The organism is Streptomyces sp. NPDC088147 (genome assembly GCF_044741565.1).
Taxonomy (GTDB): Bacteria; Actinomycetota; Actinomycetes; order Streptomycetales; family Streptomycetaceae; genus Streptomyces.
Map to the genome: position 1 here is coordinate 748,987 of NZ_JBIUSY010000001.1, position 16,618 is coordinate 765,604.

Consider the following 16,618-nt stretch of genomic DNA (forward strand, 5'->3'; position numbering starts at 1 on the left):
GAGTGGGCCCCTGTCAGGAATCCGTCGACCTGCCGAGCTCGTTGTCGATGAAGGCGAGGATCTCGTCGGCGCTCGCGGCCTCGATCCGTTCGGTGACCACGGCTCCGCCGGGCTCCGGTGCGGCTCCGTCCCACCGCGCGAGGAGCCGGCGCAGCCGTCCGGCGACTCCGGTCCTGGTGACCTCGTCGAGCGTGCCGTCGGTGAGCGCCGCCTCCAGCAGGTCGAGCGCGGCGAGCGGCGAGCCGTCCGTGCCGGAGGCGTCCGCGCCGAACAGCGCCGGCGTCAGATGCGCGGCGACGGCGAGCGGCGTGGGGTGGTCGTACACGAGGGTGGCGGAGAGCCGTACCCCCGTGGCCGCGGTCAGCCTGGTGCGCAGCTCCACCGCCATCAGCGAGTCGAAGCCCAGCCGGCTGAAGTCCCGGTCGGCCGGGACGGCGTCCGGGGTGGCGTGTCCCAGTACGGCGGCGGTCTCGGTCCGCACCAGCTCCACCAGGGCCGCTTCCCGCTCCTCCGTGCCCAGCCCTTCCAGGCTCTCCACCAGGCCCTTGGCGCGGCTCCGGGCGGCGGCCGTACGGCGCTTGGCGGGTGCCAGGCCGCGCAGGATCGCCGGGACCTCGGCCGTCGCGGACGCCGCCCCCGGGCCCGTGCCGACCGCGATCCGTACCGGCACGGCCAGTACGTCGTCGCGGACGCTCGCCGCGTCGAACAGCGCGAGACCCTGTTCCAGCGGGAGCGGGGCCAGCTCCGAGCGGGACATCCGGCGCAGATGGGTGTCGTTGAGCGTGCCCGTCATCCCGGTGTCCGAGGTCCAGGGGCCCCAGGCGAGCGACAGGGCGGGCAGGCCGAGGGCGGCGCGGTGCCCCGCCAGCGCGTCCAGGAACGTGTTGGCGGCGGCGTAGTTGCCCTGTCCGCTTCCTCCGGTGATCCCCGCGAACGAGGAGTACAGGATGAACCCGGCCAGATCGGGGGCGTGTTCACGGGTCGCCCGGTGCAACTCCCAGGCTCCGTCCGCCTTCGGTCGCAGTATCCGGTCGACCAGCGCGGGGGTGAGCGAGCCGATGGTGGCGTCGCCGAGCACACCGGCGGTGTGCACCACGGCGGTCAGCGGGTGTGCGGCCGGTACGGCGGCCAGCAGCGCGTCGAGCGCCGTACGGTCGGCGACGTCGCAGGCGGCGACGGTGATCTCGGCGCCGTGCGCGGTCAGTTCGGCCCGCAGCTTCTCGGCGCCGGGCGCGTCGGGGCCGCTCCTGCCCACCAGCAGCAGGTGCTTCATGCCGTGCGCGGTCACCAGATGCCTGGCGAGTGCGCTGCCGAGGCCGCCGGTGCCGCCGGTGATCAGGACCGTACCGTCACGGTCCCACGGGCGGGCCCGGCCGGACGGCGAGGTGACGCCGCTCTCGGGCAGCCGGGCGAGCCGGGCGACCCGCAGGGCGCCGTCGCGCAGCGCCGCCTGGGTCTCGCCGGCGTCCAGGAGTCCGGGCAGGGCGGTGAGGGCCCGGCCCAGGACATCGGTGGCGTCGTGGTCGTCGAGGTCGTCGAGGTCGTCGAGGTCGAGCAGCGGGAAGGAGCCGGGCTCCTCCGACTGGGCGGAGCGGACCAGGCCCCATACGGGGGCGGCGGCCAGGTCGTGTACGTCCTCGGCGCCGGCGCCGACCGCGCGGCGGGTGACGAACACCAGACGCGACCCCGCGGTCCGCGGATCGGCGGACCAGGCGCGCAGCAGATCGAGGGCGGCGCCCGTCGTGGTCCGCAGGGCCGCGGGCAGGGGCCCGGCGCCGGACGGGTCCCCGATGACCGGTGCCAGCACGAGGTCCGGCAACGCCCCTTCCGCGCCGAGGAGTTCGGCGAGGGATCCGGCGCGTACGGCGGGCACCGCGTCCGCCGTACGCGCCGCGTCCAGCGCGGTCGCCAGGCCCACCGGGTCCGCGCCGACGACCGCCCAGCGGAGGCCGGCGGGGGACGCGGGGACCGCTGGGGCGGGCGCCGCCTCCCAGACCACGCCGAACAGCGAGGCCGCCTCTCCGCCCGCTCCCGCCGCGACGGGAGCGGCGGCGGTGGCCGGGCGGAGGGCGAGCGAGCGTACGGAGATCACGGGCGCGCCGTCCATGTCGACGGCCGCCAGCGACACGGTGTCCCGGCCGGTGGCGGTCAGCCGTACGCGCAGCGCCGTGGCGGCGCCCGCGTGCAGCGTCAGCCCGTGCCAGGCGAACGCCTCGACGTCCCCGGCCGCGGTGACGTCGTCCAGCAGTCCCGCCGCGCGGACGGCGGCGTCCAGCAGGGTCGGATGGATCGTGAACGCGCCGGCCCCGCCCGTCTCTTCGTCCAGCGCGACCTCCGTGAACACCGCGCCGTCCCGCCGCCAGGCGGTGCGCGGACCGGCGTCGTCCCGCTCGAACGCGACGGCCCGGGAACCGGCCGGCGGCCAGAGGGAGGTGTCGAACTCCGCGTCCGGTGCCGCGGCCCCGTCGCCGGGGGCCAGCACGCCGGTGGCGTGCCGGGTCCACGGAAGATCCGGTCCGGCCTCCGGGCGGGCGTGCACGTCCAGGGTGCGGCGGCCGGTCTCGTCGGCGGCGCCCACCCGTACCTGGATCCGTACCGCGCCCGTCTCGGGCACGAACAGCCCGGACTCCACGGTCAGTTCCTCGACCAGCCCGCAGCCCGCCTCGTCACCGGCGCGTACGGCCAGCTCGGCGAAGGCCGCCGCGGGCAGCGGCACGGGCCCGTCGGAGATCCGGTGAGCCTCCAGCCAGGGCAGCGCGGGGAGCGCCAGCCGGCCCGTCAGCACCACGTCGTCGGAGCCGGCCACCGTCATCGCCGCGCCCAGCAGCGGATGTCCCGCGGCCACCAGGCCGAGGCCGGAGGCGTCGCCCGCCGCGGTCTGTGCCACCGAGGGCCAGTAGCGCTCGCGCTGGAAGGCGTAGGTCGGCAGCTCCACCCGGCGCGCACCCGTGCCGGCGAAGATCCCGGCCCAGTCGGTGGGCACACCGTGCGCGTGCAGCCGGGCGAGGGCGGTGACGGCGGTCAGTTCCTCGGACCTGTCCTTGCGCAGGACGGGCACGACGACCGTGTCGTCCGGTACGGACGCGCGGACCAGGGCGGAGAGCACACCGTCCGGGCCCAGCTCCAGGAACGTGCCGACTCCCTTGCCCGCGAGGGTCCGTACGCCGTCGGCGAAGCGGACCGCCTCGCGGACGTGCCGTACCCAGTAGTCGGCGCGGGAGAGTTCACCGGCCGTGGCCGGTTCGCCGGTCAGGTTCGAGACGACCGGGATCCGGGGCTCCTCGAAGCTGACCTTCTCGGCGACCGCCCGGAACGCGTCCAGCATCGGGTCCATCAGCGGCGAGTGGAACGCGTGGCTCACCGGGAGCCGGGTCGTCCTGCGTCCACCCGCCGCCAGGCGCTCCGCGGTCCTCAGGACCTCGTCCTCGGCGCCGGAGACGACCACCGCCGTGGGTCCGTTGACGGCGGCGATCGCGACCCCGGCGGAGAGCAGCGGCCGTACCTCGTCCTCGGAGGCCTCCACGGCGACCATGGCACCGCCCTCGGGCAGCGCGTCCATCAGCCGGGCGCGGGCCGCGACCAGCCGGGCCGCGTCCGCCGGCGAGAACACTCCGGCCACATGCGCGGCGGCGATCTCACCGATCGAGTGACCGGCGACGAAGTCCGGGACCACGCCCCACGACTCCACCAGGCGGAACAGCGCCACCTCTACCGCGAACAGCGCGGGCTGGGTGTACGCGGTGCGGTTCAGCGTGCCGGCGTCGTCCCCCCAGATCACCTCGCGCAGCGGACGGTCCAACTCCCCGTCCAGATGGGCGAGTACGGAGTCGAGCGCGTCGGCGAAGACCGGGAAGCGCTCATACAGCTCACGGCCCATTCCCAGCCGCTGGCTGCCCTGGCCGGAGAAGAGGACCGCCGTCGGCCGTTCCCCGGCCACTCCCCTGGCGACCTGCGGCGCGGACACGCCCGCGGACGTGTCCGAGGCCGCGCCGTCGCCCGGAGCGATGAGCACGGCCCGGTGTTCGAAGGCCGACCGGCTGCCGGCCAGCGAGAAACCGAGGTCGAGCGGGGAGAGTCCGGGGCGGTCCGCCACGAAGGAGCGCAGCCGGTCCAGCTGTGCGTCCAGCGCGGCCTCGCTCTTGGCCGAGACGGGCCACGGCACGGCGGCCGGCGTCACCCCGGGGGCCGGGGCCGGGGCCACCGGCTCGGCGGGCGGCGCCTGTTCGAGGACCACGTGCGCGTTGGTGCCGCTGATCCCGAAGGACGACACACCGGCCCTGCGGGCGTGCCCGGTCTCCGGCCATTCCCGCCGCTCGGTGACCAACTCCACCGCGCCGGACGACCAGTCGACCCGGGTGGAGGGCTCGCTGACATGCAGTGTCCGGGGCAGCTCGCCGTGCCGGAGCGCCAGCACCATCTTCAGCACACCGGCGACGCCCGCGGCGGCCTGGGTGTGCCCGAGGTTCGACTTCACGGAGCCGAGCAGCAGCGGCCGTCCGGCGTCGCGGTCACGTCCGTACGTCGCGAGGAGGGCGCCCGCCTCGATGGGGTCGCCCAGGGTGGTGCCCGTACCGTGCGCCTCGACGGCGTCCACGTCCGCGGGGGTGAGCCCGCCCGCGGCGAGGGCCTGGCGGATCACCCGCTGCTGGGAGGGGCCGTTGGGGGCGGTCAGTCCGTTCGACGCGCCGTCCTGGTTGACGGCGGAACCGCGCAGCACGGCCAGGACCTCGTGGCCGCCGCGCCGGGCGTCGGACAGCCGCTCGACGACCACCACGCCGACGCCCTCCGACCAGCCGGTGCCGTCGGCCGAGTCGGAGAACGCCTTGCAGCGCCCGTCCGGGGCCAGCCCGCCCTGGCGGGTGAACCCGGCGAAGCTGGTCGAGGTCGACATGACGGTGACACCGCCGACCAGCGCCATGGAGCACTCCCCCGCGCGCAGCGCCTGGGCGGCCCAGTGCAGCGCGACCAGGGAGGAGGAGCAGGCGGTGTCCACGGTGACGGCGGGGCCTTCGAGGCCGAAGGCGTAGGAGAGCCTGCCGGAGATGACGCTGGCGGCCAGTCCGGTGCCCGCGTGCCCCTCCACATCCTCGTTCGCCCGGAGGATGAGGTTGGCGTAGTCCTGTCCGTTGGTGCCGACGAACACCCCGGTCCTGCTGCCGCGCAGCGAGGCCGGGTCGGTCCCGGTGCGCTCGAACGCCTCCCACGCGGTCTCCAGCAGCAGCCGCTGCTGCGGGTCCATGGCGAGGGCCTCGCGCGGTGAGATACCGAAGAAGTCCGGGTCGAAGTCGGCGGCCTCGTGGAGGAAACCGCCCTCGCGCGTGGCGCTGCGGCCCTGGCCGTCGCCCGCGAGGACATCGAGGTTCCAGCCGCGGTCCGTGGGGAACTCCCCGATGCCGTCCCGGCCTTCGGTGAGCAGCCGCCACAGATCCTCGGGCGAGCGCACGCCGCCGGGGAAACGGCAGGCCATGCCGACGATGACGACCGGGTCGTCGGTGACCTCGGCGGAGGCGGGGGAATCGGCGCCGGGGGCGCCGGGGCCCGTCCGCTCCCCGGCCTCCTCGCCGAGCAGCTCGGTGAGGAGATGTCCGGCGAGCGCGTGCGGGTTCGGGTAGTCGAAGACCAGGCCGGCGGGGAGGGCCAGACCGGTCGTCTCCGTGAGCCGGTTGCTCAGTTCGACGGCGGTCAGCGAGTCGAAGCCGAGGTCGCGGAAGGCCTTGTCGCCCCGGATCGCGTCGGCTCCGGTGTGTCCCAGTACGGCCGCCGCCTGGGTACGGACGACGGTGAGCAGTACGGCCGTCCGGTCGGCCGCGGTCGCCGCGCGCAGCCGCTCACGGAGCCCGGACGCGGCCGACTCGCTCTCCCGCCGCGCTTCCCGTACCGCGGTCAGCGCCGTGCGCGCCCGGGGCAGATCGGCGAGCAGCGGGCTGGGGCGCAGACTCAGCAGCGCGGTCAGCAGCCGCGGCTGCTGGAGGTCGGCGAGGACCACGGTCGGCTCGGGCTCCACCACGACACGGAGCAGCGCGGAGACCGCGAGGTCGGGGTCGAGCGCGCCGGGGCCGGTGTGCGAAGCAGCGCCGTCCGCCCGGAGGGCGGGCTCGGCTGACGGGCCGGGGTGGGTGCCCTGCGCGGCCATACCGCCGCCGTCCCACGCACCCCAGGCGATCGAGGTCGCCGGCAGTCCGAGCGACCTTCGCCGTTCGGCCAGAGCGTCGAGGACGGTGTTGGCGGCGGCGTAGTTGGCCTGGCCGGGGTTGCCCACGGCGCCCGCCACCGAGGAGAACAGCGCGAACACCGTCAGACCGAGATCCCGGGTCAGTTCGTCGAGCAGCAGCGCCGAGGCGGCCTTCGCACGGAACACCGTCTCGAACCGTTCGGCCGTCAGCCCCGCGAGCACGCCGTCGTCCAGGACACCCGCCGTGTGCACCACGCCCGTCAGCGGGCTGTCCTCGGGGACCTCGGCGAGGACCCGCGTCAGCTGCTCCCTGTCGGCGGCGTCGCAGGCGGTGAGAGTGACCTGGGCGCCGAGCGCGGTCAGTTCGGCGCGCAGTTCCTCGGCGCCGGGCGCCCGGGGGCCGCGGCGGCTCAGGAGGACGAGATGCCGGACGCCCTCGCTCGCCAGCCGGCGCGCGACCCGGGCGCCGAGCGCGCCGGTGCCGCCGGTGATGAGCACGGTGCCGGACGGCTGCCACCGCTCCTCGGCGGACCCGGCGCCCTCCTCGGTGCCGGGCGCGGGCACCATCCTGCGGCCGAAAACGCCCGAGGCGCGGACGGCCACCTGATCCTCGCCGTCCCGGCCGCCCAGGACGGCGAGGAACCGCCGTACGGACCGCTCGTCCAGTTCCTCGGGCAGATCGGCCAGCCCGCCCCACTGGCGGGGGTGTTCGAGCGCCGCGACCCGGCCGAGGCCCCAGACGGCGGCCTGCGCCGGACTGGTCGGCGGCTCGGAGCGGACGGGGGAGACGGCGCCGCGCGTGACGGCCCAGAGGGGGGCCGCGATGCCCGCGTCGCCGAGCGTGCGGAGGAGCGCGGCGGTGGCGGTCAGCCCGGCGGGCACACCGGCGGGGCCGGCCGTCTCGTCCAGGGCGAGCAGCGACACCACACCCGTGATCTCGGCCGGGGCGCCCGAGGCGGCCTCGGCCAGCCGGGCGGCCAGGCTGCCGGACGAGCCGGGGACGGACGCGTCGATGTCAGACGCTCCCCTGCCGGACGCTTCGACGTCGGACGCGTCAATGCCGGACGCTTCGTTGTCGGACGCTTCGACGTCGGACGCGTCAATGTCGGACGCTTCGACGTCGACCCGGACGGCCGCCGGGCCGAGCCCGTCGATCAGTGAGGTCACCCACGCGTCGGCGACCGGTGCCGGGGGTGCCAGGACCAGCCAGGTCCCGGCCAGGGTGGCCGTGGAGCCGCTGACGGTCAGCGGCTTCCAGCTCTCCCGGTAGCGCCACGCGTCCACGGTGGACCGGGCCTTGCGCCGGCTGCGCCACGACGACAGCGCGGGCAGTACGGCCCCGAGCGAATCGCCGTCCAGGTCGAGGCCGGCCGCGAGGGACTCCAGGTCCTCCCGCTCCACCGCGGCCCAGAACTCCGCGTCGGCCGGGTCCGTACCGTCGGCGGGCGCGGCCCCGACCACCTCGGGCCAGAACCGTTCGCGCTGGAAGGCGTAGGTGGGCAGATCGACCTGCCGGGCGCCGGTGCCCGCGAGGACCCCGGTCCAGTCGACGGCCACACCCGTGACATGCAGCCGGGCCACCGCGGTGACCAGCGCGGCTTCCTCGTCACGGTCCTTGCGCAGCGCCGGTACCACCACGGCGCCGGCGGGCAGGGACTCGCGTGCCATCGCGGAGAGCACCCCGTCCGGGCCCAGCTCCAGGAACGTACCGACACCGCGGTCGGCGAGCGCGCGCACCCCGTCGGCGAAGCGCACGGCCTCGCGGACCTGGCGTACCCAGTACGCGGCCGAGGACAGCTCGCCCGCCGAGGCCGGGCCGCCCGTCAGTCCCGACACGACGGGAAGGGACGGTTCGGCGTACGCCAGGCCCTCCGCGACGGTGCGGAACTCCTCCAGCATCGGGTCCATCAGCGGCGAGTGGAACGCGTGCGAGACCCGGAGCCCGCTCGTCCTGCGCCCCTGGGCCTCCAGTTGGGCCGCCACCTCCAGCACGGTGTCCTCCGCACCGGAGATCACCACCGACGAGGGGCCGTTGACGGCGGCGATCGACACCCCGGCCGACAGCAGCGGCAGCACCTCCGCCTCGGTGGCCCGTACGGCGACCATCGCGCCGCCGGCCGGCAGCGCCCCCATCAGCCGGGCACGGGCCGCCACCAGACGGGCCGCGTCGGCCAGGGAGAACACCCCCGCCACATGCGCCGCCGCGATCTCACCGATCGAGTGACCGGCGACGAAGTCCGGCCGCACGCCCCACGACTCCACCAGCCGGAACAGCGCCACCTCGACCGCGAACAGCGCGGGCTGGGTGAACCCGGTGTCGTTGAGCGCCTCCGCGTCGTCGCCCCACATCACCTCACGCAGCGAACTGCCCGGCCCGGATGTCGACTCGGCGTCCAGCGCGGTCAGTACGGAGTCGAGCGCCTCGGCGAAGACCGGGAAGCGCTCATACAGCTCACGGCCCATGCCGAGCCGCTGCGAACCCTGGCCGGAGAACAGCACCGCCGATGACCGCTCGGTGGCGAGGCCGCGGGCGACGTCCGAGACGCCCTCGTCCGTCGCCAGCAGGACCGCGCGGTGCTCGAAGACCGAACGGCCCGTCGCCAGCGAGTGGCCGATGTCCACGGCGGAGCACTCGGGGTGCTCCCGCGCGAAGGCCCCGAGCCGGTCGATCTGTCCGTCCAGCGCCGCTTCGCTCCTGGCCGAGACGAGCCACGGTACGGCGCGCGGGACGGCCACGGCTGTGACCGGCGCGCTGTCGGCGCCGTCCCGGTCCCGCTCAGGGCCCGCCTGCTCCGCCCTGTCTGCCTGCCGCTCCGTGTCCGCCTGCTCCAGCACCACATGCGCGTTCGTGCCGCTGATCCCGAAGGACGAGACGCCCGCCCGGCGGGCGCGTCCGGTCTCCGGCCACGCGGTGGTGTCGGCGAGCAGTTCCACGGCCCCCGCCGACCAGTCGACATGGCTCGACGGCTCGGTCAGGTGCAGCGTCCTCGGGAGCGTCCCGTGGCGCAGCGCCATCACCATCTTCACCAGACCGGCGGCGCCCGCGGCGGCCTGGGTGTGGCCGATGTTGGACTTCACCGAGCCCAGCAGCAGCGGCAGGTCCTGGTCGCGGTCCTGGCCGTAGGTGGCCAGCAGCGCCTGTGCCTCGATCGGGTCACCGAGCGGGGTGCCGGTGCCGTGCGCCTCCACCGCGTCCACCTCGGCCGGGGAGAGCCCGGCGTTGGCGAGCGCCTGCCGGATCACCCGCTGCTGCGCGGGCCCGTTGGGGGCCGTCAGGCCGTTCGAGGCGCCGTCCTGGTTGACGGCGCTGCCCCGTACGACCGCCAGGACCCTGTGTCCGTTGCGCCGCGCGTCCGACAGCCGCTCCAGGACCAGCACGGCCGCGCCCTCGGACCAGCCGGTGCCGTCGGCCGACTCGGAGAACGCCTTGCAGCGGCCGTCCCCGGCCAGTCCGCCCATCCGGGAGAAGCCGGCGAAGTTCGCGGAGGTGGTCATCACCGTCACACCGCCCGCGAGGGCGAGGGAGCACTCACCGCCGCGCAGCGCCTGGGCGGCGAGGTGCAGCGAGACGAGGGACGACGAGCAGGCCGTGTCGACGGACATCGCCGGGCCTTCCAGGCCCAGCGCGTAGGCGAGCCTGCCGGAGACGACGCTGACCGCGAGGCCGGTGGTGGCGTGGCCCGCCATGTCGTCCTTCGACCGCATGACGAGACCGGCGTAGTCCTGGCCGCTGACACCGACGAAGACGCCGGTGCGGCTGCCGCGCAGGGTGGCCGGGGCGATGCCCGCGCGTTCCGCCGCCTCCCAGGCGACTTCCAGCAGGACGCGCTGCTGCGGGTCCATGGCGAGGGCCTCGCGCGGCGAGATTCCGAAGAATCCGGCGTCGAAGTCGGCGATGTCCCGCAGGAATCCGCCCTGGCCCTCGACCGCGCCGATGGAGGCGTCGGCCTCCCAGCCGCGGTCGTCGGGGAAACCGGAGATGGCGTCGCCGCCGGAGAGCACCAGCTCCCAGAGTCCTTCGGGGGACTCCACGCCGCCGGGGAAGCGGCAGCTCATCCCGACGATCGCGATCGGATCGTCGGTGGCGTCGGCGCTGTCGCGGGACTCGCGCGCGGTGACGGCCGCGACGTCGTCCTCGCCGACCAGTTCATCGAGAAGGTACGCGGCGAGCCTGGCCGGTGTCGGGTAGTCGAAGATGAGGGTGGCGGGCAGGGTCAGTCCGGTGGCGGACGCCAGCCGGTTGCGCAGTTCGACGGCCGTCAGGGAGTCGAAGCCCAGCTGCCTGAACTCCCGTTCCACGGCGATGGCCTCGGGCGAGGAGTGCGCCAGCACCGCCGCCGCCTCGGCGCGGACGAGATCGGCCAGCAGCCGGGGCCGCTCGTTCTCGCGCAGCGCGGCCAGCCGCTCGACGAGGCCCGCGCGGGACACTCCGGCGGCGCCGCTCTTCGCGGCGCGGCGGCCCGTCCGTACGAGTCCGCGCAGGAGGGCCGGGACGCCGGCCGCCGAGGGGATCGCGCCGCCGCCGAGGGAGAGCGGGACGATCAGCGGCTCGTCGCTCACGGTCGCGGCGTCGAACAGGGCCAGGCCCTGTTCCACCGGGAGCAGCGGCATCCCGGAGCCGCCGCTGACCCGGCGTACGTCCTGGTCCTCCAGCGTGCTGGTCATGCCCACGCCCTGCTCCCAGGCGCCCCAGGCCAGTGACAGCGCGGGCAGGCCCTGGGCGCGGCGGTGCGCGGCCAGGGCGTCCAGGAAGGTGTTGCCTCCCGCGTAGTTGGCCTGTCCGGGGCTGCCCATGACGCCGGCGGTGGACGAGTACAGCACGAACGCGGCCAGGTCGAGATCGCGGGTCAGCTCATGGAGATTCCATGCCGCGTCGACCTTGGGACGCAGCACGCGGGTCAGGCGTTCGGGGGTCAGCGAGCCGACGATGCCGTCGTCCAGCACACCCGCCGTGTGCACCACGGCCGTCAGCGGGTGCGCGGCGGGCACGGACGCCAGCAGCCCGGCGAGCGCCGCCCGGTCCGCCACGTCACAGGCGACGACCGAGACCTCGGCCCCCTGGGTCCGCAGCTCCGCGGCCAGTTCGGCGGCGCCGGGGGCCTCCGCTCCGCGCCTGCTGGTGAGCATCAGGTGCCGTACGCCGCGCTCGGCCACCAGGTGCCGGGCCAGCACACCGCCCAGACCGCCCGTGCCACCGGTGATCAGTACCGTGCCCTCGGGATCCCATACGGGCGGCATGGTCAGCACGATCTTGCCGACATGCCTGGCCATGCTCATGAAACGGAACGCGTCCCGCGCCCGGCGCACATCCCACGACCGCACCGGCAACGGCTCCAGTACGCCGCGTTCGAACAGTTCGCCCAGCGTGAGCAGCATCCGCTGGATGCCCTCGGGGTCGACCCAGCCGAGGTCGAAGGACTGGTAGTGCACGCCTTCCGGCAGGTCGGCGGCCTCGCGGATGTCGGTCTTGCCCATCTCCAGGAACCGGCCGCCGGGACCGACCAGCCGCAGCGACGCGTCCACGAACTCACCGGCCAGCGAGTTCAGTACGACATCGACGCCCCGGCCGCCCGTGACTCCGGCGAACGCCGCCTCGAAGTCCGTCGTACGCGACGAGGCGAGATGATCCTCGGCCACGCCCAGCGACCGCAGGACATCCCACTTGCCCTCGCTCGCCGTCGCGAACACCTCGGCACCCAGATGGTTCGCCACCTGGATCGCCGCCATGCCGACGCCACCCGCTCCGGCGTGGATCAGCACCTTCTCGCCGCGCCGCAGCCCGCCCAGCTCCACCAGCGCGTGGTAGGCGGTCAGGAACACGAGCGGCATCGAGGCCGCCGTCTCCCACGACCAGTTGTCCGGTACGCGGGTCATCATGCGCTCGTGGCCCACCACATGGGTGCCGAAGCCGCCGAAGAGCATGCCCATGACCCGGTCGCCGACCCGCAGGTCGGTCACATCGGGTCCGGTCCCGACCACGACACCGGCCGCCTCGGAGCCGAACAGCCCCGCGTCGCCCGGGTACATGCCCAGGGCGTTGAGGACATCGCGGAAGTTCACTCCGGCGGCGCGGACCTCGATGCGTACGTCGCGGCCGGTCAGCGGTTCGAGGACCTCGGGGAACGGCGCCAGGGTCAGCCCGTCCAGGCTTCCCTTGGCCCGGCTGCCCAGCCGCCAGGGCACCCCGGCCGGCGGCACCAGTCCCGTACCCGACTCCAGCCGGGCGAGCCGGCCGACGCGCAGCGCGCCCGCGCGGACCACGGCCTGCGGCTCGTCGGCGGCCACCAGCCCCGGCAGCGTGGGGAGTACGGCCGCCGAGCCGGCGTCGTCGTCGGCGTCCACCAGCAGGAACCGGCCGGGGTTCTCGGCCTGCGCCGAGCGCACCAGGCCCCATACGGGGGCGGCGGCGACATCGGTGACGTCCATGGCGCCGTCCGCGACCGCGCCCCGGGTGACGAACACCAGCCGTGAGTCCGCGAAGCGCTCCTCGGCCAGCCACTCCCGCACCAACGTCAGCGCGTAGTGGGCGAGTTCGTGTGCCGACTCGGCGCCGCGCGCGCTGTCGCCGCGGAGCGGTACGACGACGGTCCCCGGCACCGCCGTCTCGTCGCGGGCGGTCAGCTCGGCGAGCGTACGCGCCGGGGCGCCGAGCGTGGCCGCGCCGGTCGAGGCGAGGGCGGCCGTCAGACCCAGTCGGTCCGTGCCGAGCACCACCCATTCGGTGTCCTCGGCGACCTTCTCCGGGGTGCCGGGCACCCAGTCGACGCGGAAGAGCGAGTTCAGTTCGTCCCGGCGTCCGCTGTCGGCGGCCTGGGGGCCCGCCGCCCGCAGGAGCAGCGAGTCCACCGAGATGACGGGTTCGCCCTGGACGTCGACGGCGGCGAGCCGGACGGAGTCCTGGCCGTTGCTGGTGATCCGGACGCGCAGCGCCGACGCGCCGGAGGCGTGCAGGGAGACGCCGTTCCAGGCGAAGGGCAGCAGGCTGCGGTCGTCGCCGTCCACGCTGGCGAACACGGTGCTGTGCAGGACGGAGTCGAGCAGCGCCGGGTGCATGCCGAAGTCGTTCGCGTCGCCGACACCCCGGTCGAGGGCGACCTCGGCGAAGATCTCCTCGTCCCGGCGCCAGACCGCGCGCAGGCCGCGGAAGACCGGTCCGTAGTCGAGTCCGTTGCCCGCGTAACGGTCGTACAGCCCTTCGATGTCCACCACGGTCGCGCCCTTGGGCGGCCAGACGGACCCGTCGAAGCCGAGGATGCGCTCGCCGTTGCCGATGCGGCCGGAGGCGTGCAGGGTCCACTCGTCGTCGGGCGCGTCGGCGGGGCGGGTGTAGAAGCGCAGTTCGCGGCGGCCCTCGTCGTCCGCGCCGCCGACGGAGATCTGCACCTGGACGGCGCCGGTGCGGGGCAGGATGAGCGGGGCGGCGAGCATCAGTTCCTCGACGCGGTCGCAGCCCGCCTGGTCGGCGGCCCTGATCGCCAGTTCGAGGAATCCGGTGCCGGGGAAGAAGACCATCCCGCTGACGACATGGTCGGCCAGCCACGGATGGGTGGCGAGCGAGAGGGTGCCGGTCAGCAGGAGTTCGTCGGAGCCGGCCACGGACATGGCGGCGCCCAGCAGCGGGTGGTCGGCGGAGGTCAGTCCGAGACCGGTCGCGTCGGCGGGCCGGAAGGTCGTCTTCGGCCAGAAGCGCTCGTGCTGGAAGGCGTAGGTCGGCAGATCCACCAGCCGGGCGCCGGTGCCAGCGAAGAACGCCGGCCATTCCACGCGTACGCCGTGGACGTGCAGGTGGGCCAGCGCGGTGACGGCCGAGGTCTCCTCGGGGCGGTCCTTGCGGAGCAGGGGCAGGGTCACGGCCCCGTCCGGCACGGACTCCTGGGCCATGGCCGACAGCACACCGTCAGGGCCCAGCTCCAGGAAGGTGGTCACACCCTGCTCGCCGAGCGTCCGCACCCCGTCGCCGAACCGGACGGCCTCGCGGACATGCCGTACCCAGTACTCGGCGGAGCACAGCTCCTCGGCCGACGCGAGACGGCCCGTCAGGTTGGAGACGACGGGGATGACCGGCTCCGCGTAGGCGAGGCCCCGCGCCACCGCGCCGAACTCGTCCAGCATCGGGTCCATCAGCGGCGAGTGGAACGCGTGCGAGACCCGGAGCCTGCTCGTCCTGCGGCCCTGCTCCCCCAGCAGCGCGGCGGCCTTGAGGACGGCGTCCTCGTCACCGGAGATCACCAGGGAGGCGGGGCCGTTGACGGCGGCGACGGACACCTCGCCGGACAGCAGCGGCAGCACCTCGTCCTCGGTGGCCTGGACGGCGACCATCGCGCCGCCCTGCGGAAGCGCCCGCATCAGCCGCGCCCGCGCGGCCACGAGCGTGCAGGCGTCCGTCAGCGAGAACACCCCCGCCACATGCGCGGCGGCGATCTCACCGATCGAATGCCCCGCCACGAAGTCCGGGACCACGCCCCACGACTCCACCAGCCGGAACAGCGCCACCTCGACCGCGAACAGCGCGGGCTGCGTGAATCCCGTGTCGTTGAGCGCCTCCGCGTCGTCGCCCCAGACGACCTCGCGCAGCGGCCGGTCCAACGCGCCGTCCAGCTGGGCCAGTACGGTATCCAGCGCCTCGGCGAACACCGGGAAGCCCTCGTACAGTTCGCGGCCCATTCCGAGCCGCTGGCTGCCCTGGCCGGAGAAGAGCACCGCGCTCTTCGCGCGTGCCGCCACCGTGCCCTCGACCGCGCCGGCCGCCGCGCCGTTCTCGATCCAGCTCTCCAGCGCCGCGCGTCCCGCCCGGCCGTCCTCGTCCGCGACGACGGCGAGACGGTGTTCCAGGCTCGCCCTGGAGGTGGCGAGGGAGAGCGCGGTGTCCAGCGCGCGCGTTCCGGGCTCGGCCTCCAGCCTGCTCAGCAGCGCGGCGGCCTGGTCGCGCAGCGCCTCGGCGGTACGCCCCGAGATGACCCACGGCAGCGCGGTCGCGCGGCGGGCCGGGGCGGTCTCGTCCCGCGGGGCCGGGGACTCCCCGGCATCCGGCGCCTGCTCGATGATCACATGCGCGTTGGTGCCGCTGACCCCGAACGAGGAGACGCCCGTACGGCGCGGACGGCCCGCTTCCGGCCAGGGGCGCGCCTCGGTGAGGAGTGCGACCCTGCCCGACGACCAGTCGACGTGCGACGACGGTTCCTCGGCGTGCAGCGTCTTCGGCACCACGCCGTGCCGCATCGCCATGACCATCTTGATGACACCGGCGACACCCGAAGCGGCCTGGGTGTGCCCGATGTTGGACTTGACCGAGCCGAGCAGCAGCGGGTGTTCCCGGTCCTGGCCGTAGCTCGCGAGCAGGCTCTGTGCCTCGATGGGGTCGCCCAGCGGGGTGCCCGTGCCGTGGGCCTCCACGGCGTCCACGTCGGCCGGGGTGAGTCCGGCGTTGGCGAGGGCCTGCCGGATCACCCGCTGCTGCGAGGGGCCGTTGGGCGCGGTGAAGCCGTTGGAGGCACCGTCCTGGTTGACGGCGGAGCCCCGGATGACGGCGAGGACCGGGTGCCCGTTGCGCCGCGCGTCCGACAGCCGCTCCAGCATCAGGACGCCCGCGCCCTCGGACCAGCCGGTGCCGTCGGCCGACTCGGAGAACGCCTTGCAGCGGCCGTCCCTGGCGAGCCCGCCCTGCCGGCTGAACTCGATCAGCGAGCCGGGGGTGGACATCACGTTGACGCCGCCGGCGAGCGCGAGTCCGCATTCGCCGTTGCGCAGCGACTGCACGGCGAGGTGGAGGGCGACCAGGGAGGACGAGCAGGCGGTGTCGACGGTGATGGCCGGGCCTTCGAGCCCGAGGGTGTACGAGAGCCGGCCGGACACGGCGCTGGCCGCGATGCCGGTGCCGACGTCGCCGGTCGCGTCGTCCAGCGACCTGACCAGCAGGTACGCGTAGTCCTGGCCGTTGGTGCCGATGAACGCGCCGGTACGTGTGCCGCGCAGCCGGGTGGCGTCGATCCCGGACCGTTCGATGGCCTCCCAGGTGGTCTCCAGCAGCAGCCGCTGCTGGGGGTCCATGGTGACGGCCTCGCGCGGTGAGATCCCGAAGAAGCCCGGGTCGAAGTCGGCGACGGTGCTGAGGAATCCGCCCTGCTGGCTGACGGAGGTGTCGCGCGCGTCGGTGGTGCTGTCGCGCAGCGCGTCCAGGTCCCAGCCCCGGTCGGCGGGGAATCCGGAGATGGCGTCGGTGCCGGAGGCGACGAGGTCCCAGAGTCCTTCGGGGGAATGCGCGCCGCCGGGGAACCGGCAGCTCATTCCGACGATGGCGATGGGTTCCTTTGCCGCGGCGACGAACATGCGGTTCTGCCGCCGCAGCCGCTCCGCCTCCTTCATCGCGGCGCGGAGCGCGTCCACGACATGGGCGTCGGGGGCTTTCTCGGTGGGGGCGTTCATGGTCTGCTCCATCACTCTCTCGCG

At 74.7% G+C, this 16,618-nt stretch carries 1 protein-coding gene; it reads right to left on the bottom strand.

The genetic code is table 11. From position 1 onward, the window contains the following. Positions 1–13: 13 nt before the first annotated feature. The gene (locus tag ACIOGX_RS02695) at positions 14–16,594 is read right to left on the bottom strand and encodes a type I polyketide synthase (protein ID WP_401909679.1); all 16,581 of its coding nucleotides are present in this window, start codon (positions 16,592–16,594) and stop codon (positions 14–16) included. Positions 16,595–16,618 lie beyond the last annotated feature (24 nt).

Bases quoted from the DNA above. Each gene is read 5' to 3' on its own strand.
- ACIOGX_RS02695 (WP_401909679.1), bottom strand. From the start codon at position 16,594: ATGAACGCCCCCACCGAGAAAGCCCCCGACGCCCATGTCGTGGACGCG.